We start from the raw sequence: 15,553 nt of genomic DNA, 5'->3' as shown, positions 1-15,553 counted from the left end.
CATGCTGCGCCGGAGCGCCCCTGGCCCACGCGTGCGGTTTACCGGCGGGCGACGCCGTCGCGGCGGGCGGCTTCGGCGACCGCCTCGGCCACTGCCGGCGCGACGCGCGGGTCGAGCGGGGACGGAACGATCGCGTCGGCGGTCAGGGACTCCGCCACCACACCGGCGATGGCGTCCGCGGCGGCGACCTTCATGGCCTCGGTGATCCGGGTGGCACCGGCATCCAGCGCGCCGCGGAACACCCCGGGGAACGCCAGCACGTTGTTGATCTGGTTGGGGTAGTCGCTGCGCCCGGTGGCGACCACCGCGACGTGCCGGGCGGCCACCTCGGGGTGCACCTCGGGAGTCGGGTTCGCCAGCGCGAACACGACCCCGCCGGGTGCCATCTGAGCCACCGCGGCCTCGGGGATCTGCCCGCCGGAGACCCCGATCAGCACGTCCGCGCCGCGTAGCGCCTCGGTGATGTCGCCGTGGCGGCCGTCGGCGTTGGTGCTCGCCGCCAGTTCGGCCTTGGTGCCGGTCAGCTCGGTGCGGTGCCGGCCGATGATCCCCTTGGAGTCGCAGACCACCACCTGGTCGGGGTTGACGCCCCCGGCGATCAGCATCTTCGTCACGGCCACGCCGGCCGCGCCCGCGCCGCTCACCGCCACCCGCAGGTCACCGAGCTTGCGGTCGAGCAACATCGCGGCGTTGCGCAGCGCGGCCAGCACCACGATGGCGGTGCCGTGCTGGTCGTCGTGGAAGACCGGGATGTCCAGCGCCTCGTCGAGCCGACGCTCGATCTCGAAGCAGCGCGGCGCGCTGATGTCCTCCAGATTGATCCCACCGAACGAGGGCGCCAGTGCCCGCACCACCGCGACGATCTCGTCCACGTCCTGGGTGTCCAGGCACACCGGCACCGCGTCCACCCCGGCGAACTGCTTGAACAGCACCGCCTTGCCCTCCATCACCGGCAGCGCGGCCCGGGGGCCGATGTTGCCCAGCCCGAGCACCGCAGAGCCGTCGGTGACCACCGCGACCGTGTGCGACACCCAGGTGTAGTCGTCCACCAGGGCGGGGTCGGCGGCGATCGCCTCACACACCCGGGCCACCCCCGGGGTGTACGCCAGGGAGAGGTCCTCCCGGCTGGTGAGCGGCACGGTCGAGGTGACGGCCATCTTGCCGCCCCGGTGCAGCAGGAAGACGGGATCAGCGGGGTCCACGGTGGACGAAGACATGGTGGTGACTCCAGGATCTGTCGAGCAGATGTGAGGCGGCCTGCCCCGCCGCGAGGTGGGCGGCGAGCGGTGGCACGCGGTGCGGGGGGTCACCCGGGCACTTTCCGAGCATAGTGTCGGCACCACCCCCCGGATGTGAGCAGGGTCATAACTGCCGACGAGGCACCCGTCCGGGGCGCGGCCAGTAGCGGGCCACCACCCGTCCACGTACGTCGGCCACCCCGTACGCCCGGGAGTCATCGGTGATCAGGTCGTTGTCGCCGCGTAGCCACCAGCCGCCGTCCTGCGGCCGGACCGCACGCTTTACCACCAGCAGATCGGGCCGGGTCCGGAAGACCGCGACCACCACGTCGCCGGCTCGGATCGGGCGGCCACCGGGACGAACCAGCACCGCGTCACCGTGGCGCAGAGTCGGGGCCATGGACGGGCCGGTCACCAGGACGGCGGTCAGCGGCCTCCGCAACCGGGGCACCTCAGCCGGGTGATCGGCGGCCACTGGTTTCACCTCCACCCGGTTCGGGGAGCATTCCCAGGAGTAATGTCGCCTTTGATCATCGCAAACTTCCCATGGAGGATCCTGATGCGACTTCCGCGCATCCTTGCGCCCCGCGTCACCGCGAGCGCTCACTGCGACCTGCCGTGCGGTGTCTACGACCCGGCACAGGCCCGGATCGAGGCCGAGTCGGTCAAAATGATCTGCGAGAAGTACCAGTCGAACACCGATCCGGAGTTCCGCACCCGCGCCGTCATCATCAAGGAGCAGCGCGCCGAGCTGGTCAAGCACCACCTCTGGGTGCTGTGGACCGACTACTTCAAGCCGCCGCACTTCGAGAAGTACCCGAACCTGCACAGCCTGTTCAACGAGGCCACCAAGCTCGCCGGCGCCGGCGGCGTCAAGGGCAGCCTCGACCCGGCCACCGCCGACAAGCTGCTCGCGAAGATCGACGAGATCTCGAAGATCTTCTGGGAGACCAAGAAGGCGTGACCTCCCCGGTCATTCCGACGATCCGGCCGGTACGTCCCGAGGACGTGCCGGCCGTCGTCGCCATGGTGCACGAGTTGGCCGAGTACGAGCGTGCCCCGGAGCAGTGCCACCTCACCAACGAGCAGCTGACCTCGGCGCTCTTCGCGGCTGCTCAAGGTAGCGGCGCGCCGAGCCGCAGCGGTGGTACGACCGCTGCGGCGCTCTTCGGTCACGTCGCGGTCGACGAGCACGACGAGCCGGTCGGCTTCGCGCTGTGGTTCCTCAACTTCTCCACCTGGGCCGGCGTGCACGGCATCCACCTGGAGGACCTCTACGTCCGGCCGTCCGCCCGGGGCACCGGAGCGGGTCGACTGCTGCTCGCCGCGCTGGCCGACATCTGCGTACGGCGGGGCTACCAGCGGCTGGAGTGGCAGATGATCGACTGGAATCCGGCTGCCGGCTTCTACGCTTCGATCGGCGCCGAACAGATGAGCGAGTGGGTTGCCTACCGGCTCAGCGGCACCGCGCTCCGCGAGCTGGCCGAGCAAGCCACTACCGCCGGCACGCGTAATGGGCGACCGACCGGGTAGAGTCCCCGACCGGGGGGATGAGGCGTGACTCAACTGACTGGCCAGCCAGCGACCGACGACGACGTGGTGCACCTCACGGTGCCTGCCGACGGCGGTTACCTCGGCGTGCTCCGCACCGCCACCGCGGGTCTCGCGGCCCGGTTGCAGTTCGCGCTCGACGAGATCGAGGATCTGCGGATCGCTGTCGACGAGGCGTGCGCCATGCTGCTCGCCATCGCCACCCGCGACGCCGAGTTGGAGTGCCGCTTCGCGGTCACCGACGACGCGCTGACGGTCGAGGTGACGGTGCCGACGGTGCGCGGTGCCACCCTGCCCGCCGAGTCGTCCTTCGCCTGGAAAGTGCTCACCGCGCTGACCACCTCGGCGTCCGCCACCTCCGCTGGCGATCGGGCCACTATCGCGCTGCTCACCCGTCGCTCCGGCGGTTACTGACCGGTCCGACGCACCAGCGCGGTCACTCGAAGCCGAGGGCGCGGGTCGTCGGTGGGCAGATCAACAGCCAGGCCACGCCCAGGCCGAACACCATCAGCGGCACGCCCAGCCAGCCCAGGCCGGCCTGGATCATGAACCACCCGATCGGCAGCAGCATCAACTGAAGCACGATCGCGGGGGCTCGTGCACCCGCCTGACGCCGTAGCAGCGCCCGACCCAGGGCCCAGAGCGCGACGGCCGCCCCGACGGCGAACACGGTCACCAGCAGTGCCGCCAGCAGGTCGGTGCGGGTGGCGGTGAGGTCGGCCCAGACCAGCCAGACGGCGATCAGCCCGACGACGGAGGCCTCCGCCCACAGCAGCCGGACCGCCCAGCGGAGCGTGACGGGGATCGGGGCCGAGTCGATGGTCACGCGCGCCACGATACCCGGGCTGCCGGAAGGTACAGTGCCGCCCATGCGGGCCGTCCTGGTGGTCAATCCGAAGGCCACCACCACCAGCGAACGCAGCCGGGACGTGCTCGTCCGGGCGCTGCGCAGCGAAGTCGATCTCAGCGTGCGCTACACCCGTCGGCGTGGGCACGCCGTGGCGCTGGCCCGGGAGGCAGCCGCTGAGGGCGTCGACCTGGTCGTCACCCTGGGTGGCGACGGCACAGTGAACGAGGTGGTGAACGGCCTGATGACGGCCGAACCGCCGACTCGCGCCGACGACGCGCCGATGGCCGAGCGGCTGCCCGCGCTGGCGACCGTCCCCGGTGGCTCGACCAACGTGTTCGCCCGCGCGGTGGGTCTGCCCCGGGAGTGGCCGGAGGCGACCAGCATGATCCTGGAAGGGCTGCGGCTGGGCCGGAGCCGGACGGTGGGGCTGGGCCTCGCCGACGACCGCTACTTCACCTTCTGCGCCGGCTTCGGCCTGGACGCCGCGGTGATCCACCGGGTGGAGCAGGCCCGGCGGAAGGGTCGGGTCTCGACGCCGTCGCTCTATCTGCGTTCGATCATGAATCAGTACTTCTTCGCCTCGGACCGCCGGCACCCGGCGATCGTCCTGGAGCGTCCGGGCGAGCCGGCGGAGGCCGAGCTGGCCACCGTCATCATCCAGAACACGGCGCCGTGGACGTACCTGGGCGACCGGGAGGTCAACCCGAACCCGGCCGCGTCGTTCGATCTCGGGCTCGATGTGCTGGCGTTGCGTCAGCTCCGGGTGGCTAGCACAACACGGACAGTGACGCAGTTCCTGTCCCGGCAACCGGATCCACGCGGTCGGCAGGTGTTACGACTCCATGACACGCCGGAGTTCACGCTGGTCTCAGGCCGTCCGCAGGCGTTCCAGCTCGACGGGGACTATCTCGGCGAGCGGGAGAAAGTCAGATTCACCTCCGTTCCCGCCGCACTGAGAGTAATCTGCTAGGTCTCGGGTACTGCCCTTGGTCGACACGGTGGCCACAACCGATCGACCCGGTCGCCGCCACACCGAGGAGCAGGTGCCGGAAATGTCAGCAATGTCACGCGGACTGTACTATATTGATCCTCGACTGTGGCACGGCGGGTAACCAGGAAAGCACTGGAACCCGGACAAATGGGTTGTGGGCTTGCTCACCGCCCGGAGTTTTTCCGAGCGTCACCCTTGACATCGCGACTGTTCGTGAAAGTATTCACAAGCGAACTTGAGTTACCGGGACATTGCCTGGATATGCTCGTCAGGTTGAGCTGTTCCAGCAGGTCCCCGGCGCTGAACGCCTGCTCACGCACTGCCGAATGGACAGACGCTAACTGTCACCATCGGCACTGCGGATGCATATAGGAAAAGCACGACAAGCAATTGTTCGCCACCCATCCAGAATGAGGAGTGTTGCCGCCATGGACTGGCGTCACCATAGTGTCTGCCGCGACGAGGACCCCGAGCTGTTCTTCCCGATCGGGACGTCCGGTCCGGCTCTCCTGCAGGTCGAGCAGGCCAAGGCCGTCTGCAGGCGCTGCTCCGTGACCGACCAGTGCCTTCAGTGGGCACTCGAGTCTGGTCAGGACGCCGGCGTCTGGGGCGGAATGAGCGAGGAAGAGCGGCGCGCCGTCAAGCGGCGCGGCGGTCTCCGGGTGCTGCGCGCTCACTCCGCCTGATCCCCAACGACACAGCTGTACGCCCCGGTGGGTTCGCCCGCCGGGGCGTTCTGCCGTCCGGCACCGGATCACCCAGTGTCGGCACCGTGGATCCCACAGTGCCGGCCGGCACGGGTCAGCCCGTGGACGCCAGCGCGGGCCGGTCGTCGACCCGACGCAGCACCAACTCGACCAGCTCCGGCGCGTCGGTCAACGGCGCGGCGACCGCCACCGCACCCGCCGCCCCGGCCGCCTCGGTCACCGCGTCGTGGAACAGCCCCGGCGCCAGGAAGTACGCGGACACCGCGACGCGACGCGCGCCGGACGCCCGCAACCGGGACACCGCCACACCGGCCGCCGGTGGAGCCGCCGAGGCGTACGCCACCCGGCAGGGCACCCCGAACTCCACACCGAGCGCATCGGCGACCCGGCCCACCGACCGTCGCGCCCGCGCGTCCCGGGTGCCCGCCGCAGCCAGCACCAACGCGTCGAAACGGCCCTCACGCGTCTCGCCCAGCCGTCGACACAGCCCGGCCAGCAGCCCAGGATCGGGCGTGTCGTCCGCCGGCCCGAGCACATCGGTGACCCGTACCGACAGCGATGGCCCGGACCGCGCCGCCGCGGCGATCGCCGCCGGAATGTCCACCCGATGGTGGTACGCGGCGGTCAGCAGCAGCGGCACCAGCACCGCCCGGCGGTGACCGGCCACGGCCAGGTCGCGCAGCACCTCGGTCGGCCCCGGCTCGGTGTGGTCCAGCCAACTCGCCCACACCGGTGTGCCCGGCCGGGCCGCCGACACCGCCCGAGCCAGCGCCCGGGTGGCATCGGCCGCCCGTGGATCACGGCTGCCGTGCGCGACCAACACCACCGGATCCGCCCCGCCGGCCGCACCGAGGCCGGTCGGGGTCGTCGCCGGGGAGGTCAGACGTGCAGCCCGCACTCGGTCTTCTCGAACATGGCCCACCGGCCGGCCCGCGCGTCCTCGCCGGCCTTCGTACGGCGGGTGCACGGCCAGCAGCCGATCGACCCGTAACCCTGCTTGAACAGCTCGTTGACCGGCACGTTGTAACGGGCGATGTAGGAGTCCACATCCTTCTGCGACCAGGCCGCGATCGGGTTGACCTTGACCTTGCCCCGACGCGCGTCGAAGGTCACCACCGGTGTGTTGGCCCGGCTCGGCGACTCGTCCCGGCGCAGCCCGGCAGCCCAGGCGTCGTACCCGGTCAGCGCCCGTTCCAGCGGCTCCACCTTGCGCAACTGGCAGCAGTCGTCCGGTGACTTGTTGAACAGCCGGGGGCCGTACTGGCCGTCCTGCTGGCCGACTGTGAGCCGGGGCCGGATCGACCGGACGTTCACCGGCAGCGTCCGGGCGACCTCGTCGCGTACCCGCAGCGTCTCGGGGAAGTGCAGGCCGGTGTCGAGGAAGACCACGTCCACCCCGGGGGCCACCCGGGAGACCAGGTGCGCCAGCACGGCGTCGGCCATCGAGCTGGTCACGCAGAACCGCTCACCGAAGGTCTGCGCCGCCCAGCGGGCGATCTCCAGTGCCGGGGCGCCCTCCAGGTCCCGAGCGGCCTGCTCGGCCAGCGCCCGCAGCTCGTCCGGGTCGCGCCGGGCCGGGTCGGCCGACGTCGAGCCGCCCGGGCCCACCAGGCGCAGGTTCGCAGCCGAGACGAGACTCATGAGGTCACCGCCCGACTCAGCAGCCCGGTGAACTTCACCGAGAAGACCCGGGTGCAGGCGTGGCACTCCCAGGCGCCGTGACCCGCCTCGTGCGGCCGCAGGTCCTCCTCGCCGCAGTACGGGCAGTACAGGGGTGCCGCTCGGTTCTCGCTGCTCACCGCAGTTCCTCCTCGTCGACTCTGATCACCCAGTTGGCGAACGTCTCGCCCTCGCTCCGACCGGCCAGGTAGCGAAGGGCCAGCCGTTCCACGTACTCCGGAAGTTCGTCGGCGGTGGTCTTCAGGCCGCGAAGCTTGCGGCCGAAACCGGCGGTCTGCCCCTGGGCCATGCCCAGCCCGCCGCCCAGGTGCACCTGGAAGCCCTCGACCTGTCGGCCGTCCGGGCCGACCACCAGTTGACCCTTGAGCCCGATGTCGGCCACCTGGGTACGCGCGCACGCGTTCGGGCAGCCGTTGATGTGGATCGAGATGTCCGCGTCGAAGTCGCGCAGCCGCTGCTCCAGCCGGGCCACCAACTCCTCGCCGCGGGCCTTCGTCTCGACGATGGCGAGCTTGCAGTACTCGATGCCGGTGCACGCCATCGTGCCGCGCCGCCAGGCCGACGGCCGGGCCTCCAGACCGATCGCGCGCAGCCCGTCGATCAGCGACTCCGTCCGCTCCGACGGCACGTCGAGCACCAGCAGTTTCTGGTACGGGGTGAGCCGCACCCGGTCGCTGCCGTGTGCCTCGACCACGTCGGCCAGCTGGCTGAGCTGCGCGCCGGAGACCCGCCCGACCACCGGAGCGGCGCCCACGTAATGCCGCCCGTCGGCCTGCTCGTGCACGCCCACGTGGTCGACCGGCTTCGACGGCAGGACCGGTGCCGGGCCGTCGAGCAGCGTACGACCGAGGTAGTCCTTCTCCAGGACCTCACGGAAGCGCTCCACGCCCCAGTCGGCCACCAGGAACTTCAACCGGGCCCGGTTGCGCAGCCGGCGGTAGCCGTAGTCGCGGAAGATCCCGACCACCCCGGCCCACACGTCCGGCACCTCGGCCAGCGGCACCCAGACGCCGAGGCGCTTGGCGAGCATCGGGTTGGTGGAGAGGCCCCCGCCGACCCAGACGTCGAAACCGGGCCCGTGCTCCGGGTGGTCGACGCCGAGGAAGGCGATGTCGTTCGACTCGTACGGGGTGTCCACCAGCCAGGAGATCGACGTCTTGAACTTGCGGGGCAGGTTGGAGAACTGCTTGTCGCCGACGTACCGGGAGACGATCTCGTCGATCGCGGGGGTCGGGTCGAGCAGCTCGTCGCGGGCCACCCCGGCGACCGGGCTGCCCAGCACGATGCGCGGGCAGTCGCCGCACGCCTCGGTGGTCTGCAGACCGACCGACTCCAGCCGACGCCAGATCTCCGGCATGTCCTCGACCCGGATCCAGTGGTACTGGATGTTCTGCCGGTCGGTGATGTCGGCGGTGTCCCGCGCGAACTCCCGGGAGATGTCCGCGATCACCCGCAGCTGGGCGAGGCTGAGCTGCCCGCCGTCGATGCGGACCCGGAGCATGAAGAACTCGTCCTCCAGCTCGTGCGGCTCCAGCACGGCGGTACGCCCACCGTCGATGCCCGCCTTGCGCTGGGTGTAGAGGCCCCACCAGCGGAACCGGCCCCGCAGGTCCTGCGGGTCGATCGAGGCGAAGCCCCGGTGCGCGTAGATGGTCTCGATGCGGGCCCGGACGTTGAGCGGGTCGTCGTCCTTCTTGATCCGCTCGTTGGGGTTGAGCGGCTCGCGGTGGCCGAGCGCCCACTGACCCTCACCCCGTGGCCGGCGCGGCGCTCGGGCCGGACGAGCCGTCGGGTCCTCGGAACGGGCCGGGATGCTGCTGACCGCCATCGCGGCGTCCTCCGTTGTCTGCTGTGCCTCGGGATACGCGGGGCGCGGCGGCCGGCCCGGCGAAGCGGGCGGGACAACGGTGTCTTCAGACAGCCGGCGCGGAGCGCGCCCGAGACGGATTGGTCGGGCGTCGTCAGTAGGCCGGACAGATCGCGCTGCGCACGCGGCCGTAATCGACGTGGCGACGTGCCACGAAGCGGCGGACGACTGCGGCGGTCATGGGCCCATGCTGCCACACCCCATGGGGGCCGGCCAATGTCCGCGTGCTGGATCCCACATCACGGGCCGAGTTCTAGGGACAACCGTGGCAGGCTCGAACCGTGGGGCAATTGTCCGAGAGGTCGGCCGGGGCGGTGTGGAGGCACCTGCGCCGCCTGCCGGTCTGGCTCCCCCCGGCGCTGGTGACACTGGCGGTGACGGTGACCGGGCTGGGCTCCGCCCAGCTCTGGCGCGACGAGTTGGCGACCTGGAGCGCGGCCACCCGGTCGCCCGGCGACCTGGCCCGACTGGCCGGCACCATCGACGCAGCCACCGGACCGTACTACCTGCTGATGCACCTCTGGACGGGGGTCTTCGGCGACTCCACCATCGCCCTGCGCGTACCGGCGGTGTTGGCGATGACGGTGGCCGCCGGGCTGCTCGCCGTGCTCGGCGCGCGGCTCGTCGACCGGCGCGGCGGCCTCTTCGCCGGGCTGCTGTTCGCGGTGCTCCCCGGCACCTCCCGCTACGGGCAGGAGGCTCGGCCGTACGCGCTGGCCACGATGCTCGCCGTGCTCGCCACACTGCTGCTGGTGAGCGCGCTGCGCCGACCGAGCTGGGCCCGTTGGGCCGGTTACGCGGCCGCCGTCGCCGCTCTCGGGCTCATCCACCTGATCGCGCTCGCCCTGCTGGCCGCCCATGCGCTGGTCGTCCTCGTCGCCTGGTGGCGCGGCCCGACCCCGGCCGGCATCGCCACCCCGGCCCAACCCGACGCCACACGGGACCGGCGGGTGTGGCGGTGGCTGGTCGCCGTGCTGCCGGCCGCGCTACTGGCCGGCCCGCTGCTGGTGAAGGCCCGGACCCAGCAGTCCCGGCAGTTGAACTGGGTCCACCTGGCCCGGCTGGACGACCTGACCGCGCTGCCCGGCGGCGTGGCACAGAGCAGCGTGGTGGGTGGCCTGCTGCTCGGGGTCGCCGCGCTGGGCGCGGCCCGGCTCGGGCGGCGCGCCCTGCTGCCGGTCAGCGCGGTGCTGCTGCCCGTACTGCTGCTCTTCGCCGCCGGCACTGTCGTACCGCTGTGGGTGCCTCGGTATCTGGTCTTCGTGGTGCCCTTCGCGTGCCTGCTGGCGGGCGCGGCGCTGACCGCCGTGGCCGCTCCGGCGGCGCTCGTCGTGGTGGTGCTGGCCGGGCTGCTCGGCCTGCCCGATCAGGCCGCGCTGCGACGGACCCACGAGTGGCCGCGCAGCGCGCCGGTGGACTACGCGGGGGCGGCCCGGGTGATCGCCGACGGTCAACGCCCCGGTGACGCGGTGGTCTACTCACCCCGGCACAGCTGGCTCTTCCTCGATCTCGGCATCGAATACCACCTCAGCGACCCACCACACGACGTGCTGGTCACCGAGGACGAGGTCCGCCGCGGCGATCTGTGGGCCGCCGAGTGCCCCCAGCCGGCACCGTGCCTGGCCGGTACGACACGGGTGTGGCTCGTCGTCTCCGGCCGGCACGCCGAGCCGCTGGCCGCCGTGCCCGACGCCAAGGGCGACGCGCTCCGCAGGGACTTCACCGTCGCCCAGGTCTGGCAGCGCCCCGGCCTCACCGTCGCCCTGCTGACCAGCCGCCCCGACCGCTGACCCGACCCCCAGGTGCCGGCGGGGGTCTGCGGCGGGAGCGGACATCAGGATGGGCGTGATGCCTCTCAGTCATCACGATGACCCACCGTCATCAGGCGCGTCGAGGTGGGCGGGCCCGGTCGCCCGCCCCACCGGAGGCGGCAGAGCGGGTCAGGTCTGCGAGCGGCCGTCGTGGGTGGTGGTGCGGGCCAGCGGGATTACCAGCATGGCCTCGGTGCCACCGTTGGCGCCGGCGCGCAGTTCGATGGTGCCGCGCAGCTCCCCGGTGATCAGGGCTCGGACGATCTGGAGGCCGAGCCGGCTCCCGCGTTCGGCGTCGAAGTCCGGGGGTAGGCCGCGCCCGTTGTCGGTCACCGAGACGTGCAGCATCTTGCGGAACCGGTGCGCGGAGACCACCACCTCGGGCCGCAGCGACGGGTCCACCTCGGGAGCGGCGACCGGCACCATGCCGGAGGCGGAGGCCACCGGGGCCTCCTCCTCCGCCTCGTCGGCCGGCGGGAAGCCGTGCTCGACGGCGTTGAGCAGCAACTCGTTGAGGACCATCACCAGCGAGGTGGCGATCTCCGCCGGCAGCACCCCGAAGCTGCCCCGCCGACGCATGCCGACGCTCACCTCGGTCGCCGCGACCTCGGTTGCCGCGCTGGCCACCCGGTCGACGATGCCGTCGAACTCCACCGCCTCGTCGCTGGACATGGAGAGCGTCTCGTGCACCAGGGCGATCGACGCGACCCGGCGTACCGACTCCTCCAGCGCGACCCGCGCCTCCGGCATGGCCACCCGGCGGGCCTGCAACCGCAGCAGCGCGGCCACGGTCTGGAGGTTGTTCTTCACCCGGTGGTGAATCTCCCGGATGGTGGCGTCCTTGGTGATGAGTGCCCGGTCCCGACGGCGGACCTCGGTGATGTCCCGGACCAGCACCAACGCTCCGATCGGCACCCCGGCCGGCATCAGCGGCAGCGCGCGGGTGAGCATCGTGGCACCTCGTGCGTCGATCTCCCGGCGGGGTGGCGCCTCACCACGCAGCGCGGCCAGGATGCCGTTCGACGCCTCGGTGCCGTCCAGCGGGTCACCGGCCAACCGGCGGTGCAACGCGGCGAGGTCCTCCCCCACCAGGTGCGAGGCGTAGCCCAGTCGGCGGTACGCGGACTGCGCATTGGGGCTGGCGTAGGTGACCTTGCCGCCGGCGTCGAGCCGGACCAGGCCGTCGCCGACCCGGGGCGCCGAGGTGGTCTCGCCTGGATGCCGCGGCGGCGGGAAGGTGCCGTCCGCGATCATCTGCGCCAGGTCGTCGGCGGTGGTGAGGTAGTTGAGCTCCAACTGGCTGGGCGTACGCGCGGTGGAGAGGTTGGTGTCCCGCCCCACCACGGCGATCACCTCGCCGGCCTCCCCCTCGGCGGTGCGCAGCCGGACCGGGATCGCCTCGTGCCGGGCCGGCACGTCGCCGTACCAGACCGGGTCGCCCTCACGCCAGATCCGACCCTGGGAGTACGCCACCCCGAGGTGGGCTACCTCCGGCCCGCCGACGATCCGACCCACCTGGTCGTCCTGGTAGGCGGTAGGTGCGGTGGTCGGGCGCACCTGGGCGACGCAGAGGAACGTGCCCTCGGCGTCGACCGGCACCCAGAGCAGCAGGTCGGCGAAGGACAGATCGGAGAGCAGTTGCCAGTCGCCCGCGATCCGGTGCAGGTGGTCGATGTCGGCCGGACGGAGATGGGTGTGCTCCTCGGCGAGGTCGCGCAGCGTGGACACGGTGACCAGGGTGCCACGCCACGCCTCACATCGTCGCGGTGACCTTCTTCAACCCGCGCGGCGCGTCCGGGTCCTCGCCCCGGGTGAGCGCCAGGGCCAGCGCCAACCGCTGCATCGGCAGGATGTCCAGCAGCGGGGCGTACCGCTCGTCGACCTCGGGGACGGCCAGCCGGGTGGCGCCCGGCACGTCGGCGGAGCCGACCACCACGACGTCGGCGCGGCGTTCGCCGAGGCGGGGCAGCACCTCACCCATCGACCGGCCGCCGGGGCCGGAGCCGACCACGGCGAGCACCGGGACCTCCGGGTCGGTCATGGCGAGCGGGCCGTGCAGCAGGTCGGCGCCGGAGAAGGCGAGCGCCGGCAGGTACGAGGTCTCCATCAGCTTCAGCGCCGCCTCCCGGGCGGTGGGGTAGGCGTACCCCCGGCCGGTGGTGACCAGCTGACGGGCGAACCGGTAGCGCGGGGCGAGCTGGGCCGGGGTGCCGTCGGCAAGGGTGCGGGCGGCCAGCTCGGGCAGTGCGTCGAGCGCCTCCCGTTCGGCGTTCGGGAGCACGCCGTCGCCGGCCCGGATCCCCTCCACCAGCATCAGCAGGGCGAGCAGCTCCGCGGTGTACGTCTTGGTGGCGGCGACCGCCCGCTCGTGCCCGGCGGCGATGTCGACGCTCAGCTCGGCCACGTCGACCAGCGGCGAGTCGGGAGCGTTCGTCACCGCGAGGGTGAGCGCACCGGATGCTCGGGCGGCGCGCAGCACCTCGGCCAGGTCGGGCGAACCGCCGCTCTGGCTGACCCCGACGACCAGCGCGTCGGAGAGGTCGGGGCGGGCCCCGAAGAGGGTCACGACGCTGGGCGAGGCCAGCCCGGCGGGCAGGCCGAGCCGGATCTCGGTCAGGTAGGCCCCGTAGAGCGCCGCGTGGTCGGAGGTGCCCCGCGCGGTGAAGACCACGTGCCGTGGCCGACGTTCGGCGATGACCGCTGCCACCCGGGCGATCTCGGCGGCGTTGGCGGCGGAGAGCAGGCGCGCGTAGCCAGCCGGCTGCTCGTCGATGTCGGCGGCCATTCCAGCCCCTGCACGTGTCACGGAAACCCCTCCCCCTGCGCGGTTGCCGCGCGATTCTTGCTCAGTCTTGCACTTTTAAGCGTATCTCAGCAATCGAACGAGCAGGACTGCGCAGCTGATCACCAGTTGATCTCAATATCAACTAGGCTTTACCCGTTACGCCCGGTCTAACTGCCACGAGAGGACGACGTGCCCGAGGGAACGGACGATCCCGCGCTCTCCGCGACGGAGGAGCTGGCGCTGGCCCGGCTGGCACTCGACGAGGGCGACCTGCACCACGCCGCCGGCCACCTCGCCGGCGCGTTGGCACGGGCCCCCACCCTGCCGGAGGTGCACGAGACCCTCGCCCGGCTCGCCGTGTCGAGCGGCGGCGGCCTCGACCTCTTCCCGATCAACCACCACACCTTCGTCGGTGCTGTGGTCGCCCGCGCTCACCTCCTCGCCACCGCCGGGCGTCCCGCCGAAGGGCTGGAACTGCTGGCCGCGGCGACGTCGTACGCGCCCGGCACCGAGTGGGCCGGCGTGCCCTGGGTCACCGCACCCGAGCTGGTCGAACGACTGGAACCGGAGCACATCGCCCGCGTCCTCATGCAGGTCTGCGCCGCACTGCCCGACCCGGTGCCACGGATCGGCCGGGCTCCGCTGACCCCGTACCTCACGCTCGCCCGCAACGCGGCGACAGTGCACACCGAACACGGCCTGCTGCTGGGCGCGGCGTCCGCGCTGGCCCGGCGCCTCGGCGAGGTCGAGCTGGCGGTCCGCTGGGCCACCCGGGGAGTACGCGCACAGCCCTCGAAGATGGGCGAGGTGTGGCTCGGATACGCGTACCGCAGCTCGGGCCGGACCCGCGACGGCCTCGCGGCCCTCGGTCGGGCCGTCGAGCTGGACCCCGACGACCTGGCGATCTACGCGGACATCGCCGGCACCCTGGCCGAGATCGGCCGGCTGGACGAGGCGTTGGAGTGGACCGAGCGGGCGCTGGCGCGCGATCCGTCGTTCGACTGCGCGGTGCACACCGCTCACCGCCTGCGGCACCTGCGCGACGGCGACCTCGCCCACCTGGTCGCGCTCGCCGACTTCGTACGGGACCACCCGGACGACAGCCACGAGCACGGCGACCTGGCCCAGTGCTGCCGGGGTCGGCCCTGGCTCGGCCAACTCACGCCGGCCGGCGGGCCCCTGGTCGACGCGATGCGCCAGGCGGTGGCCGATGACGACAACGGTCTCGGCGGTGCCGTACGCCTGTCCGCCGCCGCCCCGCCGAGCGCGGTCGGGACGGCGATCTCCACAGCCCCCGGGCTGCGGATCGAGGTCGTCGGCGCGCCCGAGCCCGACCCGCGCGAGCCCCGGCGGGAGTCCGCTCAGCGGCTGTGGCACTACGCGGACACGGTGCCCACACCCGCGCTGGCGGCGCCCTCGGCGACGGCTGTCGAACGGATCGGGCAGATCGCCCACCCGGCGTGGGCACATCCGCCGGCGGCGTACGACGCCGCGGTGGGTCTGGCCGGCCTCGACGTGGACGACCTACTCGGTCTGTTGGTGCACCCGCCGGCGGCACCGGCGAACGCGGTGGGTCGGCTGCTGGCGGCCCACGACCCGTCGGTCTGGGTGCGTGGAGTCCAGGTGTGGGCCTGTCTGGGGCTGCTGCACCACCGCACCGACGAGCCGTGGGAGGGCTCGACCCGACGCCGGGTGCTGCTCGATCTGGTCTGGGGCGTCGAGGACTGGGTCACCGAGGCGGCCCTGTTCGCCCTGGTCACCGCCGCCTGGGTGGACCCTTCGGTGCGACCGGACGTGGCCCGGGTGGTGGCGGAGCGGCTGGCCGACGCGGCGGACGTGGCGCGCAGCCGACCGGTCCCGATCGCCGCCTCGCTGGCTCACCTGGCACTCGCCGCCCCGCAGTTGGATCCGGCGACGGCGGCACTGGCCACCAACCTGCTGAGAGCCAATGCCCCCCGGCTTCCCCGCCCTCGCAACTCCCTGCGCCGCCTCTGGCAACGCCTGCTCCGCCGCTGATTCCCCGCAACCCCGCGATCTTGCACTTACTGTCGCCGTTTTGTCGGAAACAGTGCT

At 72.1% G+C, this 15,553-nt stretch carries 16 protein-coding genes; 7 read left to right on the top strand and 9 right to left on the bottom strand.

The features are described 5' to 3' along the window. Window positions 1-38: 38 nt before the first annotated feature. Complete coding sequence (locus ACGF3C_RS09365) at window positions 39-1,217, bottom strand: NADP-dependent malic enzyme (protein WP_357224926.1); 1,179 nt, start codon at window positions 1,215-1,217, stop codon at window positions 39-41. A 145-nt stretch (window positions 1,218-1,362) separates the two neighbouring features. Next, window positions 1,363-1,713 carry a S24/S26 family peptidase gene (locus ACGF3C_RS09360; protein WP_220090464.1) on the bottom strand — a complete coding sequence of 117 codons (351 nt, stop codon included), beginning with the start codon at window positions 1,711-1,713 and terminating at the stop codon, window positions 1,363-1,365. Window positions 1,714-1,797: 84 nt separating this feature from the next. On the opposite strand from ACGF3C_RS09360, the gene sodN reads away from it, so the two are divergent. The 3 genes from sodN to ACGF3C_RS09345 are packed head-to-tail and all read left to right on the top strand — an operon-like array spanning window position 1,798 to window position 3,203. Further along, entirely contained in the window at window positions 1,798-2,202 is a 405-nt protein-coding gene (gene sodN / locus ACGF3C_RS09355; RefSeq protein ID WP_030490383.1) for a superoxide dismutase, Ni, read from the top strand. Then, the gene (locus ACGF3C_RS09350) at window positions 2,199-2,771 is read left to right on the top strand and encodes a GNAT family N-acetyltransferase (RefSeq protein ID WP_357224921.1); all 573 of its coding nucleotides are present in this window, start codon (window positions 2,199-2,201) and stop codon (window positions 2,769-2,771) included. Before sodN ends, ACGF3C_RS09350 begins: the two co-directional genes overlap by 4 nt. A 24-nt stretch (window positions 2,772-2,795) precedes the next feature. Then, window positions 2,796-3,203, top strand: a complete 408-nt coding sequence (locus tag ACGF3C_RS09345) for an ATP-binding protein (protein WP_355008149.1) — start codon at window positions 2,796-2,798, stop codon at window positions 3,201-3,203. A gap of 22 nt (window positions 3,204-3,225) precedes the next feature. Here ACGF3C_RS09345 and ACGF3C_RS09340 read toward each other — a convergent pair whose 3' ends face one another. Further along, window positions 3,226-3,615, bottom strand: a complete 390-nt coding sequence (locus ACGF3C_RS09340; protein WP_357224917.1) for a hypothetical protein — start codon at window positions 3,613-3,615, stop codon at window positions 3,226-3,228. A gap of 43 nt (window positions 3,616-3,658) precedes the next feature. Here ACGF3C_RS09340 and ACGF3C_RS09335 point away from each other — a divergent pair, with 43 nt between their 5' ends. Both ACGF3C_RS09335 and ACGF3C_RS09330 read left to right on the top strand, forming a co-directional pair. Continuing rightward, window positions 3,659-4,609, top strand: a complete 951-nt coding sequence (locus ACGF3C_RS09335) for a diacylglycerol kinase family protein (protein WP_355008151.1) — start codon at window positions 3,659-3,661, stop codon at window positions 4,607-4,609. Between the two features lie 449 nt (window positions 4,610-5,058). Next, complete coding sequence (locus ACGF3C_RS09330) at window positions 5,059-5,316, top strand: WhiB family transcriptional regulator (RefSeq protein WP_088950012.1); 258 nt, start codon at window positions 5,059-5,061, stop codon at window positions 5,314-5,316. A 115-nt stretch (window positions 5,317-5,431) separates the two neighbouring features. On the opposite strand, the gene ACGF3C_RS09325 is transcribed toward ACGF3C_RS09330, so the two are convergent. Genes ACGF3C_RS09325 through ACGF3C_RS09310 form a run of 4 tightly spaced genes read right to left on the bottom strand, consistent with a single transcriptional unit; the run spans window position 5,432 to window position 8,845 of the window. Next, window positions 5,432-6,235: a sirohydrochlorin chelatase gene (locus ACGF3C_RS09325; protein WP_393220294.1), complete on the bottom strand. Its 804-nt coding sequence runs from the start codon at window positions 6,233-6,235 to the stop codon at window positions 5,432-5,434. Beyond that, the gene (locus tag ACGF3C_RS09320; protein ID WP_393220291.1) at window positions 6,217-6,978 is read right to left on the bottom strand and encodes a phosphoadenylyl-sulfate reductase; all 762 of its coding nucleotides are present in this window, start codon (window positions 6,976-6,978) and stop codon (window positions 6,217-6,219) included. The genes ACGF3C_RS09325 and ACGF3C_RS09320 overlap by 19 nt, the downstream gene beginning before the upstream one ends. Further along, the gene (locus tag ACGF3C_RS09315; RefSeq protein ID WP_165435836.1) at window positions 6,975-7,136 is read right to left on the bottom strand and encodes a hypothetical protein; all 162 of its coding nucleotides are present in this window, start codon (window positions 7,134-7,136) and stop codon (window positions 6,975-6,977) included. The genes ACGF3C_RS09320 and ACGF3C_RS09315 overlap by 4 nt, the downstream gene beginning before the upstream one ends. Continuing rightward, a complete protein-coding gene (locus ACGF3C_RS09310) occupies window positions 7,133-8,845 on the bottom strand; it encodes a nitrite/sulfite reductase (RefSeq protein ID WP_393220287.1) in 1,713 nt (570 codons plus the stop codon). The genes ACGF3C_RS09315 and ACGF3C_RS09310 overlap by 4 nt, the downstream gene beginning before the upstream one ends. A 329-nt stretch (window positions 8,846-9,174) precedes the next feature. Between ACGF3C_RS09310 and ACGF3C_RS09305 the strand changes: the two genes are divergently transcribed. Next, window positions 9,175-10,674 (top strand): glycosyltransferase family 39 protein, encoded by a 1,500-nt coding sequence (locus ACGF3C_RS09305; RefSeq protein WP_393220779.1) that lies wholly within the window; start codon window positions 9,175-9,177, stop codon window positions 10,672-10,674. 150 nt (window positions 10,675-10,824) lie between these two features. Here ACGF3C_RS09305 and ACGF3C_RS09300 read toward each other — a convergent pair whose 3' ends face one another. Beyond that, complete coding sequence (locus tag ACGF3C_RS09300) at window positions 10,825-12,423, bottom strand: histidine kinase N-terminal domain-containing protein (protein ID WP_357226165.1); 1,599 nt, start codon at window positions 12,421-12,423, stop codon at window positions 10,825-10,827. A gap of 25 nt (window positions 12,424-12,448) precedes the next feature. After that, entirely contained in the window at window positions 12,449-13,480 is a 1,032-nt protein-coding gene (locus tag ACGF3C_RS09295; RefSeq protein ID WP_357202824.1) for an SIS domain-containing protein, read from the bottom strand. A gap of 189 nt (window positions 13,481-13,669) precedes the next feature. Between ACGF3C_RS09295 and ACGF3C_RS09290 the strand changes: the two genes are divergently transcribed. Continuing rightward, window positions 13,670-15,496, top strand: a complete 1,827-nt coding sequence (locus ACGF3C_RS09290; protein ID WP_393220283.1) for a tetratricopeptide repeat protein — start codon at window positions 13,670-13,672, stop codon at window positions 15,494-15,496. Window positions 15,497-15,553: the final 57 nt, after the last annotated feature.

It is taken from the genome of Micromonospora sp. NPDC047762, from assembly GCF_043204655.1.
GTDB lineage: Bacteria > Actinomycetota > Actinomycetes > Mycobacteriales > Micromonosporaceae > Micromonospora.
This window is presented reverse-complemented; position numbering and strand designations above follow the sequence as displayed.

Bases quoted from the DNA above. Each gene is read 5' to 3' on its own strand.
- ACGF3C_RS09330 (WP_088950012.1), top strand. From the start codon at position 5,059: ATGGACTGGCGTCACCATAGTGTCTGCCGCGACGAGGACCCCGAGCTG.
- ACGF3C_RS09335 (WP_355008151.1), top strand. From the start codon at position 3,659: ATGCGGGCCGTCCTGGTGGTCAATCCGAAGGCCACCACCACCAGCGAA.
- ACGF3C_RS09365 (WP_357224926.1), bottom strand. From the start codon at position 1,217: ATGTCTTCGTCCACCGTGGACCCCGCTGATCCCGTCTTCCTGCTGCAC.
- ACGF3C_RS09320 (WP_393220291.1), bottom strand. From the start codon at position 6,978: ATGAGTCTCGTCTCGGCTGCGAACCTGCGCCTGGTGGGCCCGGGCGGC.
- ACGF3C_RS09295 (WP_357202824.1), bottom strand. From the start codon at position 13,480: ATGGCCGCCGACATCGACGAGCAGCCGGCTGGCTACGCGCGCCTGCTC.
- ACGF3C_RS09310 (WP_393220287.1), bottom strand. From the start codon at position 8,845: ATGGCGGTCAGCAGCATCCCGGCCCGTTCCGAGGACCCGACGGCTCGT.
- sodN (WP_030490383.1), top strand. From the start codon at position 1,798: ATGCGACTTCCGCGCATCCTTGCGCCCCGCGTCACCGCGAGCGCTCAC.